Origin of the sequence: uncultured Paracoccus sp., assembly GCF_947496875.1 — a bacterium.
In the GTDB taxonomy this organism is placed as follows: Bacteria; Pseudomonadota; Alphaproteobacteria; order Rhodobacterales; family Rhodobacteraceae; genus Paracoccus.
In genome coordinates, this window is record NZ_CANMEH010000013.1 from 45,532 (window position 1) to 71,813 (window position 26,282).

Genomic DNA, 26,282 nt, shown 5'->3' on the forward strand with positions numbered 1-26,282 from the left:
GCCCTCCTGAATTTCATTCATTGATGACCAAGATTAGCCGATCCTTGAGGCGCGCATCTTGTAGCGAACGGCCAAAACCGCACTGTGCCGCCTGTAAGCGAAGTGCGCGGGGTGGTTTTCCTGCAAAGGCACGGCAGGCGGCGGACATATGAGGTTGATCGTAATATCCGGCATCCAGCGCCAGATCTGTCAGGGACACGGTCTGCGTCGCGAGTTGTCCAAGCAACCTCCGAAAGCGCCGTGAGGCAGCGAGTCGCCGTCGTGACACGCTGGTTTCCTCTCGGACCTTACGTCGTTCCGTCCGGGCACTGCACAGCCCGGGTGACGCGGCAAAACGCAGACACTTTGCAAGTTCGTCGAGCATAGTGACCAACAACGGCAGCGCCTCGTCGCTCTGCTGAACGCGCGCCAGAGCTGAAGCCAACGGTTTCATTTCCTCGGCCTCGGGCAAACGCTCCGGTCTTGACGACAGCCGTAGCCCGGCCACGACACCATGGAATGGCATTAGGCGGGGCGTGAAACCCGGGCGCGGTGGTGCCATCGATCCGCGCGCCCCGCCGCTGTCGTCGCACGTTATCGAAAGGGTAAAGAGGTCGGTCGCGAACCGCCCGCTTCCACGTCCGCTCAGTACACCCATATCGCGGAACACAAAAAGATGGTTGATCTGGGACGCTGCGTTCAGGGGCGGCGCCATTTCAAGATAAAGCGGCGCCGCCGCCAGGTCACTGGACGAACGCATCCCGGTTCTCAGCGATGAAGTCGGTAAATCGACGGGCCGGGCGGCCCAACACGTCGCTGACCGTTGTCTCGATGCCGGCAAGGTAGCCCTTAGGCGCTATGGAGGCCAGTTCGACCATGGCTCCGGCGACCTCATCCTGCATCCCGCCAGCCACCATGGCCGCTTTCGCATCCTCGGCCGACAGGGGGGCACAGGTGACATTTCGCCCTGTCACTTCGGACAAAAGGGCCGCGATGTCATCGCCGGTTAGCGCTTCGGGGCCGGTCAGCCCAAGACACTTGCCCTCAAATCCCGGGGCGGTCAGTGTCTCGGCGGCGACATCCGCGATGTCGCGGGCGTCGATCCAGGCTACAGGGCCACCCAGATCATCGTGGTACACCCCGTTCTTGGCAATGTTGCTGGTCTGCCAGAACAGGTTCTGCATGAAATAGGTCGGCTGGACGAACGTCCAGTCAAGCCCGCCCTGCTTCAGCAGCTCCTGGGTTTCGGAGTGCCACTTTCCAAAAGTCAGCCCCGCCTTGGGCGACGCACCCAGCCCGGTGGCCAGAACGACATGGCGCACGCCCGAGGCCTTGGCGGCCTCGATCACGTTCGCCTTCCACTGGCGCATGTCCAGATGGGCAGGCGTGACCAGGTATATCTTTTCTGCCCCGTTACAGGCCCGCGCCAGCGCGGCGGGATCGGTGAAACTCGCGACGACGGCCTCGCATCCCTTGGCCTTCAGAGCGTCCAGACTTGCGGGGTTGCTGGTGACAGCGCGCACGGTCGCGCCCTTGGTCAGAAGCGTGTCGACAAGGGGGGCGCCGGTGGTGCCGGTGGCTCCGAAAACGGTGATCATGTCTTATCCTTTCGCAGGTCTGCAATGGGCTGGATCGTTTTCGGGTTGCTGATCGACGACAGATCGCCCGGATTCTCGCCAAGGAAGGCCGCGCGCACGATCCGGCGCATCGTCTTCATGGTGCGGGTCTTGGGCAATGCCTCGACGAAATGGATCTCGCGCGGGCGGAAGGGTTTCGACACGACCTCGCCCACCCGGTCCTTGAGCCGTTCGACAAGCGTCGCATTGGGCGACACCCCCGGCGCCGCGACGCAGATACAGACCACGGCCACCCCCTTGATATCGTCGGGCGCGGCGATGGCGGCGGCGTCCACCACCTCGCCGGTCCCGGTCAGCGCCGCCTCGATCTCGGGCGGGCCGATGCGTTTACCGGCGATGTTCAGCGTGTCGTCCGAGCGGCCGAGGATATACCAGGTGCCGTCAGGGTCGCGGCGCACCCAGTCGCCGTGCCGCCAGATGCCGGGATAGGTGGACCAGTAGGTTTCGAGATACCGCTCGCGGTCGTCCCAGATCGCCGGGGTCAGCCCCAGAGGCGGCTGGGTCACGACCAGTTCGCCCACCTCGCCCGGCGCGGCCTCGTGGCCATCCTCGCGCAGTACGCGCGCGCCCACACCCAGGGCCTGGGCCGAAAAACCGCCCTGCTTGATTTCGTGCAGCACAGTTGAGGTCAGGATCGCGCCGAACAGTTCGGTTCCACCGGAAATGTTCAGCGGCACAGCGCGGCGTCGGCAGATATGGTCGAGTTGCCAGAGCCAGGCCTCTTCCGTCCAGGGCTCGCCGGTCGAGGCGACGATGCGCAGGCGTGCCAAGTCATAGGCCAAAAGTGGCTCGGGGCTTTGCGTCATGAATTGCCGCACCAGCGTGGGGGCAACGCCGATGTGGGTCACCTGCATCTCGGACGCAATGCGCAACAGCCTGAAGGGATCGCCGGGGATAGAGGGCGCGCCCTCGGCCAGCACCAGCGTGGCGCCGGACAGCAGCACCGATAGCAGGGTGAGCGGCCCCATCACCCAGCCCATGTCGGTCATCCACAGGTGGCGGTCATCGCGTTTCATGTCGAGGCACAGCAGGATATCCGCCGTTGCCTTGGCCTGCACCCCGAGATGGGTATGCACAACGCCCTTGGGCCGGCCTGTCGTGCCCGAGGTATAGGCGATGAGGAAAGGGTCCTCGGCCTTGACGGCAACCGCTGCGAAATCCGGGTCGGCGGCGCCCAAAGCTTCGGTCCAGTCGAGATCGCGGGCCGGATCGGCCACCGCGCCGCCGAACCGCCGCAGGCTGAACACGGTATGAACGGAAGGCACCTCGGTCAGGGCTTCGGCCAGCACCGCCTCCATCCAGACCGGCTTGCCGCGTCTGGGTGAGGCATCCGCCGTCAGCACCGCCACGGCACCCGCATCCTTCAGGCGCGATATGATCGCATGAGGCGCAAAGCCGGAAAACAGCGGCACCGCGACCGCGCCCAGCCGGGCAATACCCAGCAGCGCAGCCTCGATTTCGGGGATCATCGGCATGTAGATGCCCACCGCCTGACCAGGCTGCACCCCGCGCGCGTCAAGGGCCGAGGCGACGCGGGCGGCTTCGGCGACAAGTTCGGAATAGGTCCATCGGCGGCGGCTTCCGTCTTCGCCGACCCAGTCGATCGCAGTTTCTTCGCCAAGACCTTCGTGAATTCGTGCGTCGAGACAGGTTTCTGTCAGATTCAGAGTGGCTCCGACGGCCCATCTGATCGATTCAGGCCCATCGGAAATATCCCGCAGCACCGTGTGCGGCTTGCCGAACCGTATACCGGCATGGTCAATGATCCGGCCCCAGAACCAATCCGGCTCCTCAATGGCGCGGCGGACAAGATCCTCGTAACTGTCAATGCCGCAGTCTTTCAGAAAAGCGGTCAGCGTGCTCAATCGCTGAATGTCAGTGTCTGGCTGAAACATCCGCCACCTTTCTACAAGGAAAAAGGGCCGCGCATTTGGCGCGGCCAGTCGGGGAGGTAACCCTGGACACGGCGTGACGGCAATACCTTGTGACAGGCACTCCCGCCCACGGTCAACCGTGCATCGACAAGCCGCCGGAAACCGAGATCACCTGGCCGGTGATGAAACCGGCGTCGTCGGACGACAGGAAGCAGATGATGCCAGGATAATCCGTCGGCTGCGCCAGACGCTTCATCGGAATCGCCCGCTTGAGACCCTCGGCGATCTTTTGACCGGCCTCGCCCTCGGCAACCTGAGCAAACAGCGGCGTATCGGTCGGGCCGGGGGCGACAGCGTTCAACTGAATGCCCTTGCGCGCCAGTTCCCGCGCCACGGTTTTGGTGAACGAGATGATGCCGCCCTTGCAAGCCGAATAAACGGCTTCGCCCGAAGACCCGACACGGCCGGCGTCGGAGGCGATGTTGACCACGCGGCCCCCGCCGTTATTGACCATGCCGGGCAACACCGCGTGGTGCATGTTCAGCGGACCATAAAGGTTGATGTCGATGACCTTTTTCCACAGATCCGCATCGCTGTCGAGGAACGGTTTTATCACATCCCAGCCGGCGTTGTTCACCAGCACGTCGATCGGACCACCAGCCTCGAACGCGGCCACAGCCTTGTCCACCTCAGCCCGGTCGGTGATGTCCACCTTGTAAGCTTGGGCTTTTCCTCCGCCGCTCTGGATCAGACGGGCCGTTTCCTGCGCGCCGCCTTCATTCATATCGAAGATCGCAACCTCGGCACCTTCTTCGCCGAAACGTTCGCACACCGCGCGCCCGATTCCGCTGCCGCCACCCGTCACGATGACACGTTTTCCATTTAATCCTCGCATATGGATGTCCTCCTCTGCCGCTAACACCTTCGCAAAGAACTTGATTCGAGGCGTCCTTTCATACATTCTAACACCTGTCAGATTTATTGCAATGGACATCCTTATGGGCGACAAGTATCGATCGCGGATGATGCGAGGACTCGATGTGGTCGATAAAATCGAAGATGACCTGAGCAAGTCCGAAAGGACGCGGGGGGACGTCCTCGCTACGGCTGCCCGACTTTTTCGGCACGATGGCTTTTACGCGACGACGATGCGCGACATTGCCCATGGATCAGGGATAGAAGCCGGAAGCATCTACTATCATTTCCAATCCAAGGACCAGATTTTGAGCGAGGTTCTCGAACTTGGTGTGCGGCAGCTTTACGAGAAGGTCTGCGAAATCGTCCGCGCGACGAAGCAGCGCCCCGAAGAATTTCGCAAGACCTTCGCTTTGCTTATCGAAACCCACCTGACCTATCTTCTGACCGACAGCGACTTCACTTCCGCCAATATCCGGAACTATCCGATGCTGTCGGATGAAGCGCGCGCCCCACACCGTGAGTTGCGTGCCTCCTATGCCGGGGTATGGAGCAGCTTTCTGCAGGATGCCAAAGACTATGGCACCTTGAGAAACGACATTTCCGTTACGGCGATCCGGCAGTTCATATTGAGCGCCATGAACTGGACCGTCGAATGGTATAAAGTGGATCAGTATCCGGTTCATATCCTCGCAGAACGTATGAGCAAACTGATACTTGACGGTATGTGTCCCAGTCACCGGGCTGACGTAGACGGCCAGAAGGCGGGCGACGTAGCCGCTTCTGTTGAAGAGCAAGACACCATCGGCAAGGCCGCAAAAACCCGCGCCGAAATCCTGAGGGCCGCGGCGCGCGTTCTTAGAGACAAAGGGTACAAGGCGACCACGCTAAGACAGATCGCGGATGAAGCGGATATGAAGGCGGGCAGCGTCTATTACCATTTCAAATCCAAAGACGCGATAGTGGACGAGGTTCTGAACGCCGGCTTGAGCGATTTGCTATCTGGGGTCACCGCAGCAGTCCAAGAATTTTATGCGCCAATCGACCATCATGCTAGGATCGCAACTGCGATTTGGACGCATTTACATTTTCTCTTCGAGGCAAGCGAATTCACGTCTGCGAACATCAGAAGCTATGGGATGCTGCCCAATCATTTAAGGAAGAGACACAGGGGTATTCGTCATGAGTATGGGCATCTCTGGGACAGGGTTCTTCGCGAAGCGCAAGAGGCCGATGCCATAAGATCTGACATCAAGATTGTCCCTCTGCGCCAGGTGATGTTGGGCGCCTTGAACTGGACGGTGGAATGGTTTGATCCCAACAAGGAGGGAAGCTCGGGGTATCTTTCATTGTCTGAGTTCTCTGGCATGCTCATCACGCTGCTTCTTGAAGGGATCTGCGACAGGGAGAACGTCGCGCGAGCCTGATGAGCGCAGCCATTGCGATCAAACCAGAAGGAAGTGGTACAGCCCTTCCGCAACCGTCTTTTCCCGGTCCGTCTGCCATGTGGTAACGCTGACGCTCGCCATCCGCTTGCCCTTGCGGGTAACATTAGCACGGGCATAAAGCGATCCCTTCACGCCAGGTCGGAGGTAATCGACGGTCAGATTGATCGGCTTTGCCGGAACGTCCGCGAAATCGGGATGAACTGCGATAGCGGCGGTCGCTTCCATGAGGCTCGCGATGATCCCGCCATGGTAGTAGTCCATGACTGGGTTTCCGATGTGGCGTTCTACAAAGGTCATCTCGGTTTCGGCGTGGCAGCTGTCCACGCTCTGAACCTCAAAGTTGAGAAAACGGAAGAACGGCACGCGGGATACATTTGCATTGACGGCTTGCAAGTTGATCACGATGGATCTCCTTTTTCCAACGCGTCAAACAGGCTGGAGTCTCCACGGGTCAATGCGAATGATGCGACTCCACGTGCAATTTCCGCATTCTCATGGCCATCAAACCAGATACTGCCCGAATCGAAGGCAATATGGCGGGTTTTTCGAAAACAATGCGCGCGAACGATAACGTCCGCGCGCGATCGAGCAGGCCGCAGGTAATCAACCCTGAGGTCAAGCGTTGCCATCGTGCTGACACCCTCGATGGCCACAAAGTTCGCAAGACCGAACACACTGTCCAGAAGAGCGGTCAGGATACCACCATGAAGTAGTGTTTGTTCCCTATCCACGCAGAACTCGGGGTTGAACGGCATTCGAACTTGCACGCCTTGGGTCGAAACCTCCTCAATCTCGAGCGCCATATGGGTAATCAAACCGTTGCCGCGCTCATTCCACATCTGGGCGATCTGCTCGATTTTTTTCTGAGCTATACCGGACATGCGATCTTCCTTTAGCGACCCGTGAAGCTCGGTTTTCTTTTTTCGATATAGGCAGCAACCGCCTCGTGGTGGTCTTCAGTCTGATGCATGAGCGCCTGATAGGCCGCCGCGGAATTCAGGAAATCTGGTAGATCCATTCGTTCGGCATTGCGCATCAGACGCTTTGCGATCCGCACCGCGCGCGGCGGCTTCGATGCGATGACGGCGGCGCGATCGAGGGCGCGGTCCATCAACTGGTCATGCGGCACGACCTCCAGCACCATTCCCATTTCCAGGGCCTCGGCGGCATCGATCATGCGGCCCGAGAAGGTCAGATCGGCAGCTTTCTGATGGCCCAGACGGCGCAGCATGAACCAGCTGCCCGCATCGCCCGGGATGATTCCGAGGTTCAAAAAGACTTCGCCGAACCGCGCCTTGTCCGAGGCGACGCGCATATCGCACATCATCGTCAGGTCGCATCCCGCGCCGACCGCCGCGCCGTTGACCGCTGCTATGGTCGGAACATCGAGGTTGTACAGCGCCAAAGGCAACCGCTGCACCCCATCGACATAGCTCTGCGCTGCCGCAAGCGGTTCCTTGCGAAAGATACTGTCGGGGTCATTCATTTCCTTGATGTCGCCGCCGGCGCAAAAGGCCGGATCCGCGCCGGTCAGGATCATGACGCTAACTTGCGGGTCCGCCTGAACTTTCGCGAATATCTCAAGAAGGGACGCGATCATCTCGTTGCCGGTGATCGGATTACGACGTTCTGGATCGTTCAACGTAACCGTGGCGATCCTATCGGAGATATTCAGAAGGACGGGAGGGTTACTCATTTCTTCCATCTCCTCGTGCGCGTTTCTCGAACATATCAGGGTTTATCATGTCACGGGCATCGTGACCCATGTGCAAGGTTTCCCCGCCGTCTACATAGATGTCTTCGCCGGTCATGAAATTCCCCAATCTGGATGCGAGGAAAATGATCGTCCCGGCGATGTCCTCCGCCGCGCCCATCCGGTTCAGGACCGAGCGGTTAAGCTCCTTCCAGCGTTCCGGCGGAATAGGATAGCGGCCAAGCGCCTCTGTCTTGATCGTTCCCGGCGCGACGCAGTTCAGCCGGATCCCGTATTCGCCCCATTCGGCGGCCAACGTTTTCATCATGCCCGTCACGCCCGCGCGGGCGGCGACGGTATGGGTGAAACCGGTGAGCGCGGTGCGCGCTGAAATGGCGGTGACAAAGACGATGGAGCCGCCGTTCTCGTACATGAAATGATCGGCCACGGCGCGTGTCATCTGCCACGATCCGATCAGGTTGTTGCGGATCACGGCCTCGAAGCCCTTGTTGGTGATGTCGCGCGCGGCAGCTATATACTGGCCGCCCGCGTTGTTCACCAGAACATCAAGCCGCCCGTAATGGTCCTTGATGCGCTCCATCGCTATTTCGATACTATTCGCGTCACGGGTGTCGCCGGGCACGACAAGGGCCTCGCCACCCGCCGCGCGGATCATCTCGGCGGTCTCCTGCAGCGGCTCTTCGCGGCGCGCGAACAGTGCCAGCCTGGCCCCGCAGGAAGCCATTTCCAGGGCCGTGGCCCGGCCCATCCCCGAGCCGGATCCGGTGACCAGAGCCACCTGGCCCGCCATGAGATCCGGCGCGTAACGCCGTGCTTCTTCTTCGCTCATGTTCTGCCCCCTCAGTTTTTCAGCAGTTCGCCGGCGATGATCAGCTTGCGCACCTCCTGGGTGCCCGCGCCGACCTCCAGCACACGTCCGGTGCGGTAGAGGCGGTTCACTTCGGTATCACGCATGTAGCCCGAACCCCCGTGGATCTGCACCGCCTTGTCCAGCACGAAGGACGTCGCCGCGGCGGTCTTGAAGATCGCCGCAGCGGTCAGCTTGTGGATCTCGCCGCGTCCGCCTTCGCCCTCTTCCAGCCCCTCGCACATGGCGGCCGTCTTCAGCGACAGGCTGCGCGCCGCCTCGATCTGGGTATACATGTCGGCCAGCATCGCCTGCACCATCTGGAAACTGGCGATCGGCTTGCCGAACTGCTGCCGCGTCTTGGCGTAATCGATGGAAATATCCAGCGCCCGCTGCGCAATCCCCAGGGCATTGAAGCAGACGATGGCGCGCTCCAGGTCCAGCCCCGACATTGTCACCGCAACGCCGCCGTCCAGCTTGCCAACCATGTTCTTCGCAGGCACCCGGCAATCCTCGAACACCAGCTCGCCAGTGGGCGAGCCGCGAAAACCCATCTTGTTGAGCTTCTGCGCCACCTTGAAGCCGGGCGTGTCGGTTTCGACGATGAAGGCGGAAATGCCCTTGGCGCCCTTTTCGGGCGAGGTCTTGGCATAGACCAGCACCAAGTCGGCAATCGGCCCGTTGGTGATGTATATCTTGGTGCCGTTCAGGATATAGTCATCGCCATCCTTCTTCGCCGTGGTCCTCATCGAGCCGAGCGCGTCCGACCCGGCGCCCGGTTCGGTCAGGCCAAGCGCGCCCACCAGGGTGCCGTTGCACAGGCCGGGCAGATACTTGCGGCGCAGATCGTCATTGGCGTTTCGGTAGATGTTGTTGACGCACAGGTTGTCATGCGCGACATGGGTCAACCCGATGGCCGCCGAGGCGCGCGACAGCTGTTCGGTGATGATGCAGGCCGAGGTGAAGTCGAGCCCCGCGCCGCCGAATTCCGGCGGAACGTTGAGGCCGAGATAGCCCATTTCGCCCAGCTTGGGAAAGACCGAAGGCGGCAGGTCGTCGGTGTCGTCCATCTCCGCGTTCAGGTGGTGGAACTCGGAAAAGAAGAACTTTCCGGCCTGATCGGCCAATGCCTGCTGTTCGTCTGTCATGAAATGTGTCGGAAGATTGATGTCGTTGCGCAGTTGCTTATTCATGGTCTCGTCCCCCCTCAGGCGCGCAAAAGTTCTTCGGCGATGATGATCTTGCGCACTTCGCTGGTGCCCGCGCCGATCTCCAGCAGCTTGTTGGCGCGGAACAGCCGGTTGATCTCGGTGTCCTGCATGTAGCCCGAGCCGCCGTGGATGTGGCAGGCTTCGGTGACGGCCTTGTTGAAGGCCTCTCCCGCGTAAAGGCAGGCGGCCGCGGTCAGCTTGTGGATCTCACCGCGACCCCCTGCACCCTTCGGCAAGCCGACACAGGCCGCCAAGGCCCGATAACTGAAGGCCCGAGCGGTTTCGACCTCGGTGTAGATCTCTGCCAGTTTCGACTGCATCATCTGGAAACTGGCGATCGGCTTGCCGAACTGTTCGCGCATCTTCGCGTATTCCAGACCCAGTTCAAGCGCGCGTTCGGCCATGCCGACGCAGACCGAAGCGACCATCGCTCGTTCTAGATCAAGCCCGCTCATCACCACTGCAACGCCGGAGTTTTCGACCCCCAGCATGGCCGAGGCCGGAACGCGACAGTCCTCGAATACCAGCTCGCCTGTAGGCGAGCCGCGAAAGCCCATCTTGTCCAGTTTCTGCGCCACTTTGAAGCCGGGATTGTCGGTTTCGATGATGAAGGCGGAAATGCCCTTGGCGCCTTTGGATTTGTCGGTCTTGGCATAGAGCAGGATCACATCGGCAATCGGTCCGTTGGTGATGTAGATTTTCGAGCCGTTGATGACATAGTCGTCGCCATCACGACGAGCGGTGGTGGCCATGGAGCCAAGCGCATCGGATCCCGCGCCGGGCTCGGTCAGCCCTAGCCCCCCGACCAGGTCACCCGAACACAACCCCGGCACATATTTTTTCACCTGCGCTTCGGAGCCGTTGCGCAGCAGGTTGTTCAGACACAGGTTGTCATGCGCGCCATGCGACAGGCCGACGGCGGGGTTCCACTTCGAAATCACCTCCGACACCAGCGCCTGGGTAAACTCGTTCTGGCCCGATCCGCCCAAAGCCTCCGGGGCCGTGATTCCCAGAAGGCCAAGTTCGCCCATCTGCTTGAAAAGATCGTCAGGCCACCAATCTTCTTGGTCCATGCGTGCCTGTAGCGGGTGAAGAACCTCGCGGGACACCCGCGCCACGTGATCGACGATCTGGCGCTGCTCATCGGTCAGCGAATAATTTGCCCTGATGGCCGCCAGATCAGCCGAGATAGCCTCACTCTGAGTTGTCATTTCTTCATCCTCCCAAAAGTAGTTATCTGCAGCGTTGACCAAAATCAAACATATGTTAGAAAATATTTCAAGGCCGCTGATCAAGTGGGAGGAAAACGCACATGTCGGATCGAAAACTGCGCATCGGGTGCGCATCGGGATTCTGGGGCGATACGCCTGAAGCGATCGGTCAACTGGTCTCCAAAGGCGAGATCGACTATCTGGTGTTCGACTATCTGGCCGAAGTGACGATGTCGCTGATGGCGCGAGCCCGCGCCAAGTCGCCCGATGCGGGTTATGCGCCGGATTTCGTTACGGCGCTGGCGCCCTGGTTGCCGGAAATCAAGGCCAAGGGGATCAAGGTCGTTGCCAACGCCGGGGGTGTGAACCCGCGTGGCTGCCGCGATACGCTGGCTAAAGTCGCCGCCGAGGCCGGGATAGATGTGTCCATCGGTGTTGTGCTGGGCGATGATTTGTCGGCGCGGGCCGACGATATCCGCGCCGGTGGTCAGACGGAGATGTTCTCGGGCGTCGCGTTTCCCGACGATATCTGGAGCATGAACGCCTATCTGGGCGCCCGCCCAATCGCGGCGGCGCTGGATGCCGGGGCCGACATCGTGATCACCGGGCGCTGCGCCGACAGCGCGGTGGCGCTTGGGCCCCTGATGCATGAATTCGGCTGGGGCGACGATGATTGGGACAAGCTCAGCCAGGGATCGTTGGCGGGCCATTTGATCGAGTGCGGCCCCCAAGGGACCGGCGGCAATTTCACGGACTGGCAGGACGTTTCGGGCTGGGACGACATGGGGATGCCCATTGTCGAGGTCTCCGAAGACGGCAGTTTTGTCATGACCAAAACACCAGACACGGGCGGGCTGGTCGTGCCCGGGTCGGTCGGAGAGCAGATGCTCTATGAAATCGGCGATCCGCGCGCTTACCTTCTGCCCGACGTGATCTGCGACTGGTCGCAGGTCACGCTGGACCAGGTCGGGACGGATCGGGTGTTGGTCAAAGGCGGCAAGGGTCTCGGGCGTACCGGAAGCTACAAGGTGTCGGCGACCCATGCCGATGGCTGGCGCGCTGTTTCCACCCTGACACTAGCCGCGATTGACGCACCCGCCAAGGCCGAACGCGTGGCCGAGGCGATCCTGACCCGCTGCCGCCGGATTCTCCGCAACCGCAACCTGGGCGATTTCCGGCAGGTCAACGTCGAAGTGTTGGGCGCCGAGGCCGCCTATGGCGCGAACGCCCGCGCCCAGACGCGCGAAGTTGTGCTCAAGATCGGCGCGATCCATGACGACCGCGCCGCGCTCAACATCTTCGCTGGCGAGATCGCACCGATGGCCATCTCGACCGCGCAGGGGCTGACCGGGTTCTTTGCCGGGCGGCCCAAGGTGCAGCCGGTGGTGCGGCTGTTCTCGTTCCTGCAGGACAAGGCCGACACCCCCGTCGCAGTCGAGGTCGACGGCAGCGATGTGCCCTTCACCGTGGCCACCAAGCCAGTCCATCTTGATCCGCCTGCCGCACCGCCTGCAGATAGCCGCGAGCCCGGTCCGGACGCGGTCAAGGTGCGCCTCGTCGATCTGGCCTGGGGACGGTCGGGCGACAAGGGGGATGTCGCCAATATCGGTATCCTGGCGCGCAAGCCAGACTACCTGCCTTTTATCCGGTCGGCTCTCAGCGAAGAGGTGGTAAAAGACTATTTCTCCCATGTCTGCGAAGGCAAGGTCGAGCGATTCGACCTGCCGGGAAGCCATTCGCTGAATTTCCTCCTGCATGAATCGCTGGGCGGGGGCGGCATCGCCTCGGTCCGCATCGATCCGCAAGGCAAGGGGTTTGCCCAGATGCTGCTGGATATCGAAATTCCCGTGCCGGCCGACCTGGCCGCGCGCGACGGGCTGAACACCCCGGACCCGAACAAGAGGGTAATACCATGACTATTTCAAAACTCCTGGTCGCCAATCGGGGTGAAATCGCGGCGCGCGTGTTGCGCACCGCCAAGGCCCGCGGCCTTGCAACGGCCGTGTTGCGCCACGTCGCCGAACAAGAGGGGCCGGCCCATCTGATCGCGGATGAGGTTGTGATGATCGACGGCCCAACGCCTGTAGCGGCTTATCTCGATATTTCGCAGATCGTTGCGGCCGCAAGAAAGATCGGAGCTAATGCGGTGCATCCCGGCTACGGCTTTCTGTCGGAGAATGCCGGTTTCGTCGCGGCGCTGGAAGAGGCCGGTGTGACATTTGTCGGCCCGACCTCCGAGGTCATCGACCTAATGGGCGACAAGGTCCGCGCGCGCGCCTTTGTCGAGGCGCGCGGCTTTCCCATCGCCCCCTCGGCGATCGAGGATGACGACCCCACGACATTCGTCGAACGCGCCCGCACCCTGGGCTATCCGCTTCTCATCAAACCCTCGGCGGGCGGCGGCGGTAAGGGGATGCGCATCGTGCGCGAGGACAGCACGTTGAAAACCGAGATCGAAACCGCCCGCCGCGAAGGCCAGCGGTACTTCGGCGACGGTCGTCTGTTCGTCGAACGCTATATCGAGCGCCCGCGCCATATCGAGGTGCAGGTGATGGGCGACGGACAGGGCAACGTGGTGCATTTCTGGGAGCGGGAATGCTCGATCCAGCGCCGGTTCCAGAAGATCATCGAGGAAACGCCCTCGCCCGCGCTCTCGCCCGAGCAACGTCTGGAAATCTGCGAAACCGCCGCCGGAATTGCGCGCGCCGTCAACTATCGGGGTGCCGGAACCGTCGAGTTCATCTATGCGCAGGACGGGGCCTTCTACTTTCTCGAAATGAACACCCGCCTTCAGGTCGAACATCCGGTGACCGAGATGGTGACGGGCTTCGATCTGGTCGCCGAACAGTTGCGCATCGCGGCGGGCGAGGGGCTGAGCGCGGCGCAGTCGGATATTCGGCAGACCGGCCATTCGATCGAGCTGCGCATCTGTGCCGAGGACGCGACGGCCGATTTCCGGCCCGCGATTGGGGATATCCTGCTGCTGGACGAACCCCAAGGCGAGGGCGTCCGGGTAGACAGCGGCATTCTGGACGGCGGCAAGGTCACGACCGATTTCGACCCGATGCTGTCCAAACTGATCGTGCATGGGGCAGATCGCGCACAGGCCATCGCCCGTGCGCGGAACGCCGTGCAGAATTACGTCATCCTCGGGGTGACGACCAACACCGGCTATCTGGACGCGATCCTTGCACATCCCGATTTTGCGTCGGGCGATGTTTCAACCGGGTTTCTAGCCGAACAGGCGGATGTGCTGACCGCGCCGGGCGAGGATGTATCCACCCTGCTTATGGCGGCGGCGGCCCTGTCTGATCAACGTCTGGTGACCGACGTGATGCAGATACCCGAAATGCACCGCAAGATGGGCGGGTGGAGAAACTGATGCGCAGAATATTCATGATCGCCGGCCATGAGGCCGAATGCTGGCTAACCCATGATGGCAGCCGCTTTGTCCTGAACATGCCAGATGGCGCAGTTCCCTGCCAACTGGACCCGACCGGGGCGCCGGGCGCACATGTGCTGCGGACCGGGGGGCGGGCGCATGAGTTGCGGCTGGCGGTCGGGTCGGAATCTACCTTCATACATTTGAACGGGCGCACCTTCGAGGTTGGGAGGGTCGATCCCGACGACCGGCTTGCCGGCAGGGAGGGCGCTGCAGGGGGTGATCGACTGTTGGCGCCGATGCCGGGGGTCGTCGTTTCGGTGGCGGTTAAGCCCGGAGACACCGTTACAGAAGGCCAGCCGCTTCTGGTCATCGAAAGCATGAAGCTTGAAACCACCCTGACCGCGCCGCGCGACGGTGTGGTTGCCGAAATGCCTTTTACCGCGGGTGACAGTTTCGGCCTGAAGGCCGTCCTTGCCCAACTGACCCCGCAGGAGGACTGACAATGCGCCGGATCGAAAGCCATATCGACACCAATGCCGCCGACTACAAGGCCAATTTCGCCGCCATGTCCGAACGGCTGAAGGAGTTTCACGCCCGCCAGCATGCGGCGCGTTTCGAGCGGCCCCAACGGGACATCGACCGCTTGGCACGCCAGAACAAACTGGGCGTGCGCGAGCGGTTGAAGCTGCTGCTCGATCCGGGCACGCCGTTCCTTGAATTCTCGACGCTGGCCGCCTGCCGCGAATATGATGGCGCCGTGCCCGGTGCCGCCGTGGTGACCGGCATCGGCATCGTGCAGGGCCGCGAGGTGGCCATCCACGCCAACGATGCGAGCGTCAAGGGCGGGGCGTGGTATCCGCATACCGTTAAAAAGATCGTGCGGCTTCTGGATGTCGCATTGGAAAACCGTTTGCCGGTCGTCCATATCTGCGATAGCGCCGGGGGCTTCCTGCCGCTGCAACACGGCGTGTTTCCCGACCGCTATCTGGGCGGCCGGGTGTTTCGCAACCAGGTCAAGCTGAGCCAGGCCAATATCCCGCAGATTGCCATCGTTGGCGGGCATTGCACCGCGGGCGGCGCCTATGTGCCGACGCTGAGCGATTACAACATCATCATCGAGGGCACCGGGGCGATCTTTCTGGGCGGTCCGCCACTGGTCAAGGCGGCCACCGGCGAAGAGGTCAGCGTGCAGGAGCTTGGCGGCGCGGTGATGCACACCTCTGTCTCGGGGACGGGAGATTATCGCGCCGCCACAGAACAGCACGCCTTTGCACTGGCGCGCGAGATTGTCAGTCAGTGGAAGCGTATGCCAAAAACCATCATCGAAACGGCGGCGCATGAGGAGCCCTATTACGATCCCAAGGAACTTTACGGGATCATCCCCAAGGACCGGAAGACCCAGTTCGACATGCGCGAGGTTCTTGCCCGAATCGTGGACGGTTCGCGGTTTCACGAATACCAGCCGGATTACGGAACCACGATGATTTGCGGTTTTGCCCATATCTGGGGTTTCAAGGTGGGGATCCTCGCCAATAACGGGGTGCTGTTCAACGACAGCTCGCTGAAGGCCGCGCATTTCATGCAGCTATGCAACCAGAACCGTACGCCGCTGGTGTTCTTCCAGAACATCACCGGCTACATGGTCGGCCGCGAATACGAGGAACGCGGCATCGCCAAGGACGGCGCCAAGATGCTGATGGCGCAGGGCGGCTCGGTCGTGCCCAAGTTCACCGTGATTGCCAATGCGTCCTACGGGGCCGGCAATTACGGCATGTGCGGGCGGGCCTGGGATGCGCGCACGCTGTTCATGTGGCCGCAGGCGGAAATCGGCGTGATGGGGGCGGATCAGGCCGCCAACACCATGGCCGACGTCAAGATCCGGCAGCTTGAACGCGAAGGCAAGCAACTGACCGAAGTGGAAATCGCCGCGATCCGCGACCCGGTGCTGGAGAAGTTCCGGCGCGATGTCGAGGCCTATACCTCGACCTCGGAATTGTGGGATGACGGCATTCTCGACCCGGCGGACACGCGCAACGCGCTCGGTATGTCGATCTCTGCTGCGCTGAACGCGCCGATCGACGATCCGCATTATGGGATATTCCGGCTGTGACGGCTTGAAGGGCAGGGCGGCACACTGGATTACGGAGTTGCCGTCCCGCGTCAAGGCGATGCCAACGGGGGCTTTTGAGGCTCGCGGGAAGCCTGACCTGTCCGGTTTGCCGGATATGTCAGGATGGCTTCTGCCGCGCCTCCTGAATGGATACGACGTCGGAGGCGACCATATGCGGCCTGTCGGTCTCTACCGCCTTCAGCGGCTCGACGGGCTTCAATCCGGCCAGACAGTCGCGCGCGAGTTGCTGATACTCGGCAGTTCCGCGTGTTTTCCAAGCGACTTCCTTCTCGGTGACGTCGCGGATCACCCTTGCCGGCGATCCGACCACCATCGAGCGCGGTGGAATTATCGTTTCGCCCCGCACGAACGCCTGCGCGCCGACGATTGATTCCGCACCAAGCTCTACTCCATCCATGATGACGGCATTCATCCCGACCAAGGCGTTCCGTCCCACTTTGCAACCGTGCAGGATCGCGCCGTGGCCGATATGACCGTCGGTGCCCACCATTGCCTCGCGGCCGGGAAACGAATGGATGATGCAGTTGTCCTGCACATTGGCGCCATCCCCGATCACGATCCTGCCGAAATCGCCCCGCAGGCTTGCTCCGGGTCCGATATAGCACCCATGACCCAGGATGACATTTCCGATCAGAACCGCCTGAGGATGGACATATGTATCCTCGGGCACAACGGGAACGAACCCTTTGAATTCATAACAATACGCCATTATCTCTCCTTTTTGTGGGTTGGGATCCACTGGTTACCGGAACCAGACGTCAAACGCTCATCGACCGTCCAGTCGGGACCCGAAAGCCTGAAAGGTGCTGGCTTCCGGAACGCGCGATCACGAAAATCAGTCATGTGTTAGCAAATGACGCAAGCGCCCTAAATCACGGTTTAGCTATGTTGACAGTTATCTAGGCTAAGCGCTAAAATCAAACATATGTTAGAAATTGAGATGGCTTCCCGTTCACAACAGCCAGACCAAGCATGGGAGAGAGAGAAATGAAAGACAAAGCCTATGTCGTCGGCGTCGGGATGGTCCCATTTCAGAAGCCGGGAAAATCTGATAGCTATGATGTGATGGCGACCGCAGCCACCCGTTCTGCCCTGGCCGATGCGGGTCTGGATTATGACAAGGTTCAGCAGGCCTATGTTGGCTATGTCTACGGCGACAGCACCTGTGGCCAGCGGGCCTTGTATCAAGTCGGCATGACCGGCATCCCGGTTCTGAATGTGAACAACAACTGCTCGACCGGTTCGTCTGCCCTGTTCCTGGCCCGCCAGGCCGTTGAAAGCGGCGCAGTGGAATGTGCTCTGGCACTAGGGTTCGAGCAGATGCAGCCCGGCGCAATCGGCGCGATGTTCCACGATCGGGTCAGCCCGTTTGCGGCGTTCGACGAAGAAACCGACGCTCTGATCAGCAATCCCGATATTCCGCTGGCGCTGCGCTATTTCGGCGGCGCGGGCAAAGCGCATATGGAAGAGTTCGGCACTACGCTGGAAACCTTCGCGAAAATCCGCGCCAAGGCCAGTCGGCATGCGGCCAAGAACCCGGTGGCGCTGTTCCGGCAGGAAGTGACGCCAGAAGAAGTGATGGCGGCGCAGATCGTCTGGCCCGACGTCATGACCAAGCTGATGGCGTGCCCGCCGACCTGTGGCGCGGCTGCGGCAATCGTGTGCTCCAAGGCCTTCGCCGACAAGCACGGTCTGGACAGCTCGGTCCGCATTGCCGCTCAGGCCATGACGACGGACGGCCCGGAAACTTTCGGCGCGCATGACATGCGTGAGGTCGTCGGCTATTCGATGGCAAAACGTGCCGCGGATAAGGTCTATGAGGCGGCGGGCATCGGGCCTCAGGATGTGGACGTGGTAGAACTGCATGACTGTTTCGCCCATAACGAGCTGATCACCTATGAGGCGCTTGGGCTTTGCCGTCGCGGTGATGCGGCGAAATTCGTCGACGATGGCGACAACACATATGGCGGCAAATACGTGACTAATCCGTCGGGCGGGCTGTTGTCCAAGGGGCATCCGCTCGGGGCGACCGGCCTTGCCCAATGCACCGAGCTAGTCCAGCAGCTGCGCGGGCAGGCCGACGCCCGGCAGGTCGATGGTGCGCGGCTGGCGCTCCAGCATAATCTGGGTCTCGGCGGAGCTTGTGTGACCACGCTTTATGAAAAAGCGTGACAGCACCAATCGGGAGGAGAAAACATGACTGGAAATCTTGACGGGCGCGTTGCGCTGGTCTCCGGTTCGGGCCGAGGTATCGGTCGCGAGATCGCGCTCAAGCTGGCCTCGGAAGGGGCGCGCGTGGTGGTCAACGATCTGGATGCCGACCCGGCCAATGACACCGCCGAGGCGATTCGTGCGGCTGGCGGCGAAGCAATGGTTTGCGCCGGCAGCGTGACTGAAGACGGTTTTGCCGAACGTTTCATCAAAACGGGCGTGGACAGCTTTGGCGGACTGGACATCATCGTGAACAATGCCGGCTACACTTGGGACAGCGTCGTTCAGAAGATGACCGATGAACAGTGGCAGGCGATCATCGACGTTCACCTGACCGCGCCCTTCAGGATTCTGCGCGCCGCCCAGCCGGTGATCAGCGCCAAGGCCAAAGAAGAGGCTGCTGCAGGGCAGGAAGTGTTCCGCAAGGTGGTGAATATCTCATCCATCGCGGGGACCGGCGGTAATGCCGGCCAGATCAACTACGCCGCCGCCAAGGCCGGTATTCTGGGTGTCACCCGGACGATGGCCAAGGAATGGGGCCGCTACAAGGTCAATGTCAACGCGGTGGCCTTTGGCCCGATCCGCACGCGGCTGACCGAGGGCAGCGCCAAAGGCGACAGCACGATCAAGGTGGAAGACAAAGAGATCAAGGTTGGTGTGAACCCCGATCTCTTGTCCCAGATGGAGCGCATGATCCCGCTGGGCCGGGTCGGCACTCCGGAAGAGGCCGCCAGTGCGGTCTATTTGTTCTGCACGCCCGAATCGAACTTCATTTCGGGTCAGCATATCATTTGCGGCGGCGGTTTCACGATCTGACCCAAGCCCGCCAAGCCACGTTTTCGGGCCTTGGCGGGCGACTGACATTTCCGGGCGGCCGTATGACGATTACCCGAACGGGATTTGCCACAAGTTCCAATCCAACACGTTCGGGGCGATTGACTCATTGGCACCAATTGCCTAACAGCTGTTAGTTAGGCAATATACTGTAAAGAGACCCCATGGCGAATACCACAGCGAGTAAGCTCAACGAGATCCCCCGGGGGGCGGTCGGGCGTGGTGGCGTCCTGGATGTTGCGGCGCGGCTGTTTCGCGAGCAGGGCTATGGGTCGGTGTCACTCAGAAAAATCGCCGCAGCCGCAGGGATCAAGGCGGGCAGCATATATTACCATTTCGGCTCCAAGGATGAGATCGTCGCGGCCGTTCTGGATGCAGGTATTCAGGTCGTTCATGAGAGCATGCGCCAAGCCGTTTCCGCCTTGCCCGAGGGCGCCGGCGCCGAGGCGATCCTGCGGGCAGCGATCAGGGCGCATCTGCGCGCGCTTCTGGACGTCAGCGATTATTCCTCGGCCAATGTGCGCATTTTCGGGCAGGTGCCGCAATCCGTCCGCGATGCCAATCTGCACACGCGCCGGGCCTATGAGGCCGAATGGGACAACCTGTTGTCCCGGATTCAGGCAGACGGTGCGCTGAAACGCGAAGTGGACATCCGCCGCCTGCGCCTGATGTTGATCGGTGCGCTGAACGCCACGCTTGAATGGTTCGATCCGCACCGCGGCAGCGCAGAGGCGCTGTCACGCACCTATGCCGATGTGTTCCTCAACGGAATACTTGAAAGACAGGAGACCTGAGCCATGGCGCGCCTTGAAACAGCAGTGCTGACCGCATCAGAGATCTATGCGCGGAATCACCAGGCGCAAAGCGCGCGGGTCGAGACCTTGCGCGCGCGGATGGCCGTGGCCACCTCGGGCGGGCGCCTCGACATGGTCGAGCGCCACCGCAAGCGCGGCAAGCTGCTGGTACGCGAGAGGATCGACTTGCTGGTGGATCCGGGCACGGCGTTTCTGGAACTGTCGTCGCTCGCGGCCTACGGGCAATACGGCGGCGAGGTGCCAGGTGCGGGAATCGTGACAGGCATCGGCATCGTTCATGGGCTGCCCTGCATGGTGATCGCCAATGACGCGACGGTGAAGGGCGGATCATTTTACCACGAGACGGTGCAAAAGCACATCCGCGCCCAGGAAATCGCGGCGGAAAACCGGTTGCCCTGCCTTTATCTGGTGGATTGCGGCGGGGCCTATCTGCCCGAGCAGGACCGGGTCTTTCCCGACGCCCGCCATTTCGGCAATTCCTTCTATCGCCAGACCAACATGTCGGCCAGCGGCTTGCCGCAGATCTCGGCCGTGTTCGGCGGCTGCACGGCAGGCGGGGCCTATATTCCCGCGCTGTCGGACGAGGTCATCATGGTGCGCGGCAACGCGCGCATCCATCTGGGCGGGCCCTCGATCGTCAAGGTGGCGATCAACGAAGAGGTCGATGGCGAAACGCTGGGCGGTGCCGAGATGCATAGCCGCGTCTCGGGCGTGTCCGACCATCTGGCAGAAGACGAATACCATGCGCTGGCGCTGATGCGCGACATCGTAGCAGAACTTGGTCCATCGCGCCCGATGCCGCCCGACGCAGCCCCCGCGCCGCCCGCGCATGATCCGTCAGAATTGCTCGGCATCATCAGCGCCGACCGCAAGCAGCCCTACGACATGCGCGAGGTTCTGCTGCGCATGATCGACGCGGGCGAGTTCCGCGAATTCAAGCCCGGCTGGGGTGAGACGCTGGTTTGCGGCACCGGGCGGATCCACGGCTATCGGGTCGGTATCCTGGCCAACAACGGCGCGCTCATGTCGGACAGTTCGCTGAAGGGGGCGCAGTTCGTCTCGATGTGCGACCAGCGCAATATCCCGCTACTGTTCTTGCACAACATCGCGGGTTTCATGGTCGGGACCGAGGCGGAGCGCGGCGGCATCGCCAAGAACAGCGCCAAGCTGGTCTATGCCATGTCGGTTGCCAAGGTGCCGCGATTGTCAGTCCTGCTTGGCGGATCCTATGGAGCGGGTAATTACGGCATGTGCGGACGCGGATTTGCACCGAATTTCCTCTTTGCCTGGCCGATGGCGGAGTTGGCCACCATGTCCGCGGACATCGCGACCAACGTGATGCAGGAGCTGCGCCGCCAGAAAGCCGGCGAACCTGAAAAGATAGAGACCGATCTTGCTGAGATCGAGACGCAGGTACGTGCCCAATATGGCGAACAGTCCGATCCGTATTACGCCACTTCGCGTCTATGGGATGACGGGTTGATCGAGCCCGGGCAAACCCGTGACATTCTAGGCCTGTGCCTGGCCGTCGTTTCTTCTGTCCCCAAGGTCGAGCGCCACACGCCCGTATTCAGAATGTGAGGTCGGTGAAATGACGACAACTTATGAAACCATCCGGCTTGAGACCGATGCGCGTGGCGTCGCCACCCTGACCTTGAACCGGCCGGACAAGCACAATGCCCTGAACGGCACGCTGATCACCGAACTTTGCGACGCGGCCGGGCGACTGGTATCCGATAAAAGCGTCCGTATCGTGGTTCTGACCGGTGCCGGCACTAGCTTTTGCGCTGGAGGGGATTTCAATTGGTTCGCCTCCAACGTCGAAAAATCCCGCGCCGAGCGGGTCGAACAAAGCGCCACGCTCGCGCATCTGTTGCGCCGACTGGACACGCTACAAAAGCCCCTGATCGGGCGGATCAACGGCCCGGCATATGGCGGTGGCGTGGGCATGATTTCGGTCTGCGACTATACCATCGGCGCAGAAGGCGCACGCTATGGCTTGACCGAAGTGAAACTGGGTCTGCTGCCCGCCAATATCTCGCCCTACGTGGTGGCCCGCATCGGCAAGGTGCACGCGCGTGAAACCATGCTGTCGGGCGCGCTCTTCGACAGCGCGCGCGCCGAAAGGATCGGGCTACTCACCGAGGTCGTCGCCGCCGACGCGTTGGATGCCGCCGTTGAACGGGTGGTGCACGATCACCTTCAGGCAGCGCCCGGCGCGGTGGCGGATACCAAGGCACTGATCGCTTATGTCGCCAGTCACGATCTGGAAACCAACATGATCTACACCGCCGACCGTCTGGCCGACGCCTGGGAAACCGGGGAAGGCATTGAAGGCATCAACAGCTTTCTCAACAAGAGCGTGCCTTCGTGGAGAGTGAAATGAGTTTCACCCGCGTCCTGATTACCAACCGGGGCGAGATCGCCCGGCGCATCCAGCGCGGGTGCCGCAAGCTGGGGCTGGAAACGGTTGCGGTCTTTTCCGAGGCCGACCGCGACGCGCCCTTCGTAGCCGAGGCGGATCACGCTGTCTGTATCGGCCCGGCGGCTGCGTCTGAAAGCTACCTGAACGTCCCGGCCATCCTGGGGGCTGCGCGCGCCACGGGCGCGGGTGCGGTGCATCCCGGTTATGGCTTTCTGTCCGAGAACGCGGATTTCGCGGCAGCGGTCGAGGCCGCAGGTCTAGTCTTTATCGGACCGGAACCCGATGCCATCGCTCAAATGGGGTCCAAGATCGCGGCGAAGGCTGCGGCCGAGGCCGCAGGGGTGCCGGTGCTGCCCGGGTACAGCGGTGCCGATCAATCGGATTCACGCCTGCTGCAAGAGGCGGGCGCGCTTGGGGTGCCATTCCTGGTCAAGGCCAGCGCCGGCGGTGGCGGACGCGGGATGCGTCTCGTCACCGACATGGCCGACGCGCCCAAGGCCATCGCCTCTGCCCGGGCAGAGGCGCAGGGTGCGTTCGGCGATCCGACGGTATTTTTGGAACGCTATGCGCTCCGCTCCCGCCATGTCGAGGTGCAGGTGCTGGGCGACACGCATGGCAACCTGGTGCATCTCGGCGACCGGGACTGTTCGCTGCAACGCAATCACCAGAAGCTTATCGAAGAGGCCCCCGCGCCGAATCTGCCAGACGATCTGCGCGAGCATATGCGCGCTGCCGCCGTGCGCCTTGCACAGGCGATCGGATACCGCTCTGCCGGAACGGTTGAATACCTATATGACCCCGAGCGCCGCGCCTATTACTTCCTTGAGATGAATACCCGCCTTCAGGTCGAACATCCCGTCACCGAGGCGATCACCGGAATCGACTTGGTCGAATGGCAGTTGCGCATCGCGCGGGGCGAGCGGCTGACTTTCCAGCAACCCGACGTACACTTCGAAGGCCACGCCATCGAAGTGCGCGTTGCCGCCGAAAACCCGGCCGAGAATTACCGCCCCGAAACCGGCAGGATCACGCTGTGGGTGCCGCCTTCGGGCGTGCGGCTGGATACGGGCGTCGGGGAAGGTTCAACTGTCGGCCATCACTACGATTCCATGTTGGCCAAGCTGATCATCCATGCGCCGGACCGGGCGCAGGCCATCCGCAAGAGCGTGGCCGCAATCGACGGCTTTGCCGTGGGCGGGCTGGGGCTGAACCTGGCGTTTCAGCGCGCCTTGTTAATTCATCCCGACTTTGCCGCGATCCGGCATCACACCGCCGGGCTTGGCGAGATGTTTGTGAACGGGTGGGCACCCCCCGCACCCGATGCGCAAAGCCGCGCGCTGGCCACACTGGCCCTGCATTTGCATCTGGTCCCGACGGCCGGGAACACCCCTTGGCAAGGTCTAGGTGCGTGGCGTCTGACCGCGCCCGCAGGCCGGCCCGGCGCTGCCTTCTATTGGGCCTTGGGCGACGAAGACCCGACCAGCGCGGCGGGCGATAAAAGGCATCTGACGATCAGATTGCCGGACGACACCCCTGTTACCGTCGAAGCGCCCGGCCTGACCGCCGACCGCCTGACAGGGCGCGTTGGCGGCGTGCCCTTTACCCGCGCCGCGCACCTGCGCCGCACGAAAAAACACTGGCAGGTGTTTCTGTCAACGCCGGATGGTATGGCCGGGTTTGCCATTGAAACGCTGGAGGACAGACACCTGCAACGCGCTTCGGGAAAGGTCGGCGGGGAAGACTTGCTTGTCGCGCCGATGCCCGGTGCAGTGGTCGAACTGCGGGTCGCGCCCGGCGATCGGGTCGCGGCGGGCGATACACTGGTGGTGCTTGAGGCGATGAAACTGCTGCAAAGCCTGGTCGCCCCGTTTGCGGGCATCGTAGCCGAAATCTACTGCGCCGCCGGCGACACCGTCGCCGGGCAAGCGCCCCTTGTAAAACTCGATCCAGAGGAAATCCAATGACCAAGCATGACATGATTGATGCGGCCACAAGCCCGTTCAGCGAGGACCTGAACATGATCCGCGCGCAGCTGCGCCGCTTCATCGAAACCGAAGTGACGGCCAAGGCCGACGCTTGGGAAAAGGATGGCATGGTGCCGCGTGACGTGCTGCGCCGGATGGGCGATCTGGGCGTGCTGGGCATGCGCTATGACGAGCAATATGGCGGCGCAGGGCTAAATGTGATGTCCAGCGTCATGCTGGCCGAGGAAGCGGGTCGCTCCACCTTCGGCGGGTTTTCGGCCACGGTTCTGGTCCATACCGACATGGCCTCGCCGCATCTTGAAAACGCCGGTACGCCCGAACAAAAGGCGCGCTGGATGCCCTCGATCACCTCGGGCGAAAAGATTGCCGCAGTGGCCGTGACCGAACCGGGCGCCGGGTCTGACGTGGCGGGGATGCGCACGCGCGCGGTGCAGGACGGATCGGACTGGGTGATCAACGGCACCAAGATGTTCATCACCAACGGCGTGCATGGCGACATCTATTTCGTCGGCGCCAAGACCGACCCGGACGCCAAGGGCTCGCGCGGGATCACCATGTTCACGGTCGAAAAGGGCACGCCGGGGTTCTCTGTCGGCCGGGCGCTGAACAAGACCGGCTGGCTGTGCTCGGACACCGCCGAACTGATCTTCGAGGATGTGCGCATCCCGGCAGAGAACGTGCTGGGGGAGGTGAACCGGGGCTTCTACTCGGTGATGAAGAACTTCCAGAACGAACGGATCGTGCTGGGTGCAATGGCCTGCGCCGAGGCGCAATCCGCACTTGAAATGACTGTGGATTACGTCAAGCAGCGCAAGGCTTTCGGTGGTGTGCTGTGGGACAAGCAGGCAGTGCGCCAGCGATTGGCCGATTGCCAGACCCGGATTGAAGCGGGACGTCAGCTTACCTTTCACGCTGCGTCACTAGATGCCGCGGGCGGCGATTGCGTCAAAGAAGTATCGATGGTCAAGGCCTATTGTGGCGAGCTGGTAAACAGCGTGCTTTACGACTGTGTCCAGTTCCATGGCGGTATGGGCTATATGCGGGGAACACCCGTGGAACGCATGTCGCGCGATGCCCGTGTCCAGGCCATCGGCGGCGGTGCCACCGAGGTCATGCTCGAAGAGGTCGCCAAGCGGATGTGAACTCACCATTACAAAAACCATATCAACGACCAACTGACACAAGGACTAACAAAATGAATTTGGAATCTACTCAACGCCAACCACTCGCAAGTCTGTCCCGAGAGTTCGCAACTATACTCATCGGCACCATTCTTCTGACACTCTCCGCGAAAATCGTGGTTCCTTTCTACCCGGTTCCGATGTCGACCCAATCCCTAGCAGTCCTGGGCCTTGGACTTTTTCTGGGTCCAGTTCGCGGTGGACTTGTTGTAGTAATCTACCTTCTGGAAGGCGCGCTTGGCCTTCCGGTTTTCGCTGGCACGCCTCCCGCGCCGGCCGGATTGGTCTATATTGCCGGCCCCACAGGCGGATACTTGATTGGGTTCGCACTCGCAGCGGCTGCCGCTGGATGGATGGTTCAAAAGTTGAGAGGGTTTCAGCCTGCATTCAGAGCAACTGTCGCGGCTCTGTTGCACAAATCGCGTGAGGGATTCATCTCGTGAATCCAGCGTGGTAGCTGTGATGCATGAGCAGACCCA

Annotated in this window: 24 protein-coding genes; 13 read left to right on the forward strand and 11 right to left on the reverse strand. The window is 61.6% G+C overall.

The annotated features are described in order from the left end of the window. Window positions 1-13 precede the first annotated feature (13 nt). The 4 genes from Q0938_RS14320 to Q0938_RS14335 all read right to left on the reverse strand — a co-directional run bounded on the left by Q0938_RS14320 (window position 14) and on the right by Q0938_RS14335 (window position 4,385). A complete protein-coding gene (locus tag Q0938_RS14320) occupies window positions 14-739 on the reverse strand; it encodes a helix-turn-helix domain-containing protein (protein WP_073068762.1) in 726 nt (241 codons plus the stop codon). Next, on the reverse strand, window positions 723-1,577 hold the full coding sequence (locus Q0938_RS14325; RefSeq protein WP_073068759.1) for an SDR family oxidoreductase: 855 nt from the start codon (window positions 1,575-1,577) through the stop codon (window positions 723-725). The genes Q0938_RS14320 and Q0938_RS14325 overlap by 17 nt, the downstream gene beginning before the upstream one ends. Continuing rightward, window positions 1,574-3,481, reverse strand: a complete 1,908-nt coding sequence (locus Q0938_RS14330; RefSeq protein WP_234952120.1) for an AMP-binding protein — start codon at window positions 3,479-3,481, stop codon at window positions 1,574-1,576. The genes Q0938_RS14325 and Q0938_RS14330 overlap by 4 nt, the downstream gene beginning before the upstream one ends. A gap of 142 nt (window positions 3,482-3,623) precedes the next feature. Next, complete coding sequence (locus Q0938_RS14335) at window positions 3,624-4,385, reverse strand: glucose 1-dehydrogenase (protein ID WP_073068781.1); 762 nt, start codon at window positions 4,383-4,385, stop codon at window positions 3,624-3,626. A gap of 103 nt (window positions 4,386-4,488) precedes the next feature. On the opposite strand from Q0938_RS14335, the gene Q0938_RS14340 reads away from it, so the two are divergent. After that, window positions 4,489-5,832, forward strand: coding sequence for a TetR family transcriptional regulator (locus Q0938_RS14340; RefSeq protein WP_234952119.1), 1,344 nt, complete (start codon window positions 4,489-4,491; stop codon window positions 5,830-5,832). Between the two features lie 18 nt (window positions 5,833-5,850). Here the strand turns inward: Q0938_RS14340 and Q0938_RS14345 are convergent, their stop codons facing one another. Genes Q0938_RS14345 through Q0938_RS14370 form a run of 6 tightly spaced genes read right to left on the reverse strand, consistent with a single transcriptional unit; the run spans window position 5,851 to window position 10,878 of the window. Further along, window positions 5,851-6,255: a PaaI family thioesterase gene (locus Q0938_RS14345; protein ID WP_234952118.1), complete on the reverse strand. Its 405-nt coding sequence runs from the start codon at window positions 6,253-6,255 to the stop codon at window positions 5,851-5,853. Next, complete coding sequence (locus Q0938_RS14350) at window positions 6,252-6,734, reverse strand: PaaI family thioesterase (protein ID WP_143794852.1); 483 nt, start codon at window positions 6,732-6,734, stop codon at window positions 6,252-6,254. Before Q0938_RS14350 ends, Q0938_RS14345 begins: the two co-directional genes overlap by 4 nt. Before the next feature lie 11 nt (window positions 6,735-6,745). After that, entirely contained in the window at window positions 6,746-7,558 is an 813-nt protein-coding gene (locus tag Q0938_RS14355; protein WP_299363661.1) for an enoyl-CoA hydratase-related protein, read from the reverse strand. Next, the gene (locus tag Q0938_RS14360) at window positions 7,542-8,396 is read right to left on the reverse strand and encodes an SDR family oxidoreductase (protein ID WP_073068731.1); all 855 of its coding nucleotides are present in this window, start codon (window positions 8,394-8,396) and stop codon (window positions 7,542-7,544) included. Before Q0938_RS14360 ends, Q0938_RS14355 begins: the two co-directional genes overlap by 17 nt. An 11-nt stretch (window positions 8,397-8,407) precedes the next feature. Beyond that, window positions 8,408-9,607 carry an acyl-CoA dehydrogenase family protein gene (locus Q0938_RS14365; protein WP_047998027.1) on the reverse strand — a complete coding sequence of 400 codons (1,200 nt, stop codon included), beginning with the start codon at window positions 9,605-9,607 and terminating at the stop codon, window positions 8,408-8,410. A gap of 14 nt (window positions 9,608-9,621) precedes the next feature. After that, a complete protein-coding gene (locus Q0938_RS14370) occupies window positions 9,622-10,878 on the reverse strand; it encodes an acyl-CoA dehydrogenase family protein (RefSeq protein WP_299363664.1) in 1,257 nt (418 codons plus the stop codon). 59 nt (window positions 10,879-10,937) lie between these two features. On the opposite strand from Q0938_RS14370, the gene Q0938_RS14375 reads away from it, so the two are divergent. Genes Q0938_RS14375 through Q0938_RS14390 form a run of 4 tightly spaced genes read left to right on the forward strand, consistent with a single transcriptional unit; the run spans window position 10,938 to window position 16,331 of the window. Further along, a complete protein-coding gene (locus Q0938_RS14375; RefSeq protein WP_073068727.1) occupies window positions 10,938-12,752 on the forward strand; it encodes an acyclic terpene utilization AtuA family protein in 1,815 nt (604 codons plus the stop codon). Next, entirely contained in the window at window positions 12,749-14,218 is a 1,470-nt protein-coding gene (locus tag Q0938_RS14380) for a biotin carboxylase N-terminal domain-containing protein (RefSeq protein ID WP_073068726.1), read from the forward strand. The genes Q0938_RS14375 and Q0938_RS14380 overlap by 4 nt, the downstream gene beginning before the upstream one ends. Further along, a complete protein-coding gene (locus Q0938_RS14385) occupies window positions 14,218-14,721 on the forward strand; it encodes a biotin/lipoyl-containing protein (RefSeq protein ID WP_274557807.1) in 504 nt (167 codons plus the stop codon). Before Q0938_RS14380 ends, Q0938_RS14385 begins: the two co-directional genes overlap by 1 nt. Window positions 14,722-14,723: 2 nt before the next feature. Continuing rightward, the gene (locus Q0938_RS14390; protein WP_073068722.1) at window positions 14,724-16,331 is read left to right on the forward strand and encodes a carboxyl transferase domain-containing protein; all 1,608 of its coding nucleotides are present in this window, start codon (window positions 14,724-14,726) and stop codon (window positions 16,329-16,331) included. A gap of 118 nt (window positions 16,332-16,449) precedes the next feature. On the opposite strand, the gene Q0938_RS14395 is transcribed toward Q0938_RS14390, so the two are convergent. Beyond that, window positions 16,450-17,091, reverse strand: a complete 642-nt coding sequence (locus tag Q0938_RS14395) for a transferase hexapeptide repeat family protein (protein WP_255471311.1) — start codon at window positions 17,089-17,091, stop codon at window positions 16,450-16,452. A gap of 248 nt (window positions 17,092-17,339) precedes the next feature. Here Q0938_RS14395 and Q0938_RS14400 point away from each other — a divergent pair, with 248 nt between their 5' ends. From Q0938_RS14400 to Q0938_RS14435, 8 genes are all read left to right on the forward strand, one after another. After that, window positions 17,340-18,524, forward strand: a complete 1,185-nt coding sequence (locus tag Q0938_RS14400; RefSeq protein ID WP_073068719.1) for a lipid-transfer protein — start codon at window positions 17,340-17,342, stop codon at window positions 18,522-18,524. A 24-nt stretch (window positions 18,525-18,548) separates the two neighbouring features. Next, window positions 18,549-19,379: an SDR family oxidoreductase gene (locus tag Q0938_RS14405; protein WP_073068717.1), complete on the forward strand. Its 831-nt coding sequence runs from the start codon at window positions 18,549-18,551 to the stop codon at window positions 19,377-19,379. Window positions 19,380-19,561: 182 nt separating this feature from the next. Beyond that, complete coding sequence (locus tag Q0938_RS14410) at window positions 19,562-20,191, forward strand: TetR/AcrR family transcriptional regulator (RefSeq protein WP_073068715.1); 630 nt, start codon at window positions 19,562-19,564, stop codon at window positions 20,189-20,191. Between the two features lie 3 nt (window positions 20,192-20,194). After that, window positions 20,195-21,793 (forward strand): carboxyl transferase domain-containing protein, encoded by a 1,599-nt coding sequence (locus Q0938_RS14415; RefSeq protein WP_073068713.1) that lies wholly within the window; start codon window positions 20,195-20,197, stop codon window positions 21,791-21,793. Between the two features lie 10 nt (window positions 21,794-21,803). Next, entirely contained in the window at window positions 21,804-22,598 is a 795-nt protein-coding gene (locus tag Q0938_RS14420; protein ID WP_073068711.1) for a crotonase/enoyl-CoA hydratase family protein, read from the forward strand. Then, window positions 22,595-24,601 (forward strand): biotin carboxylase N-terminal domain-containing protein, encoded by a 2,007-nt coding sequence (locus Q0938_RS14425; RefSeq protein ID WP_073068710.1) that lies wholly within the window; start codon window positions 22,595-22,597, stop codon window positions 24,599-24,601. The genes Q0938_RS14420 and Q0938_RS14425 overlap by 4 nt, the downstream gene beginning before the upstream one ends. Next, complete coding sequence (locus Q0938_RS14430) at window positions 24,598-25,764, forward strand: acyl-CoA dehydrogenase family protein (protein WP_073068708.1); 1,167 nt, start codon at window positions 24,598-24,600, stop codon at window positions 25,762-25,764. Before Q0938_RS14425 ends, Q0938_RS14430 begins: the two co-directional genes overlap by 4 nt. 179 nt (window positions 25,765-25,943) lie before the next feature. Continuing rightward, window positions 25,944-26,246, forward strand: a complete 303-nt coding sequence (locus Q0938_RS14435; RefSeq protein ID WP_299363682.1) for a biotin transporter BioY — start codon at window positions 25,944-25,946, stop codon at window positions 26,244-26,246. Window positions 26,247-26,282: the final 36 nt, after the last annotated feature.

What these genes read in the sequence shown, in the direction of transcription:
- Q0938_RS14320 (WP_073068762.1), bottom strand. Translation starts at nt 739, where the DNA reads ATGCGTTCGTCCAGTGACCTGGCGGCGGCGCCGCTTTATCTTGAAATG.
- Q0938_RS14325 (WP_073068759.1), bottom strand. Translation starts at nt 1,577, where the DNA reads ATGATCACCGTTTTCGGAGCCACCGGCACCACCGGCGCCCCCCTTGTC.
- Q0938_RS14335 (WP_073068781.1), bottom strand. Translation starts at nt 4,385, where the DNA reads ATGCGAGGATTAAATGGAAAACGTGTCATCGTGACGGGTGGCGGCAGC.
- Q0938_RS14340 (WP_234952119.1), top strand. Translation starts at nt 4,489, where the DNA reads ATGGGCGACAAGTATCGATCGCGGATGATGCGAGGACTCGATGTGGTC.
- Q0938_RS14350 (WP_143794852.1), bottom strand. Translation starts at nt 6,734, where the DNA reads ATGTCCGGTATAGCTCAGAAAAAAATCGAGCAGATCGCCCAGATGTGG.
- Q0938_RS14355 (WP_299363661.1), bottom strand. Translation starts at nt 7,558, where the DNA reads ATGGAAGAAATGAGTAACCCTCCCGTCCTTCTGAATATCTCCGATAGG.
- Q0938_RS14360 (WP_073068731.1), bottom strand. Translation starts at nt 8,396, where the DNA reads ATGAGCGAAGAAGAAGCACGGCGTTACGCGCCGGATCTCATGGCGGGC.
- Q0938_RS14365 (WP_047998027.1), bottom strand. Translation starts at nt 9,607, where the DNA reads ATGAATAAGCAACTGCGCAACGACATCAATCTTCCGACACATTTCATG.
- Q0938_RS14375 (WP_073068727.1), top strand. Translation starts at nt 10,938, where the DNA reads ATGTCGGATCGAAAACTGCGCATCGGGTGCGCATCGGGATTCTGGGGC.
- Q0938_RS14380 (WP_073068726.1), top strand. Translation starts at nt 12,749, where the DNA reads ATGACTATTTCAAAACTCCTGGTCGCCAATCGGGGTGAAATCGCGGCG.
- Q0938_RS14385 (WP_274557807.1), top strand. Translation starts at nt 14,218, where the DNA reads ATGCGCAGAATATTCATGATCGCCGGCCATGAGGCCGAATGCTGGCTA.
- Q0938_RS14390 (WP_073068722.1), top strand. Translation starts at nt 14,724, where the DNA reads ATGCGCCGGATCGAAAGCCATATCGACACCAATGCCGCCGACTACAAG.
- Q0938_RS14400 (WP_073068719.1), top strand. Translation starts at nt 17,340, where the DNA reads ATGAAAGACAAAGCCTATGTCGTCGGCGTCGGGATGGTCCCATTTCAG.
- Q0938_RS14405 (WP_073068717.1), top strand. Translation starts at nt 18,549, where the DNA reads ATGACTGGAAATCTTGACGGGCGCGTTGCGCTGGTCTCCGGTTCGGGC.
- Q0938_RS14410 (WP_073068715.1), top strand. Translation starts at nt 19,562, where the DNA reads ATGGCGAATACCACAGCGAGTAAGCTCAACGAGATCCCCCGGGGGGCG.
- Q0938_RS14415 (WP_073068713.1), top strand. Translation starts at nt 20,195, where the DNA reads ATGGCGCGCCTTGAAACAGCAGTGCTGACCGCATCAGAGATCTATGCG.
- Q0938_RS14420 (WP_073068711.1), top strand. Translation starts at nt 21,804, where the DNA reads ATGACGACAACTTATGAAACCATCCGGCTTGAGACCGATGCGCGTGGC.
- Q0938_RS14425 (WP_073068710.1), top strand. Translation starts at nt 22,595, where the DNA reads ATGAGTTTCACCCGCGTCCTGATTACCAACCGGGGCGAGATCGCCCGG.
- Q0938_RS14430 (WP_073068708.1), top strand. Translation starts at nt 24,598, where the DNA reads ATGACCAAGCATGACATGATTGATGCGGCCACAAGCCCGTTCAGCGAG.
- Q0938_RS14435 (WP_299363682.1), top strand. Translation starts at nt 25,944, where the DNA reads ATGTCGACCCAATCCCTAGCAGTCCTGGGCCTTGGACTTTTTCTGGGT.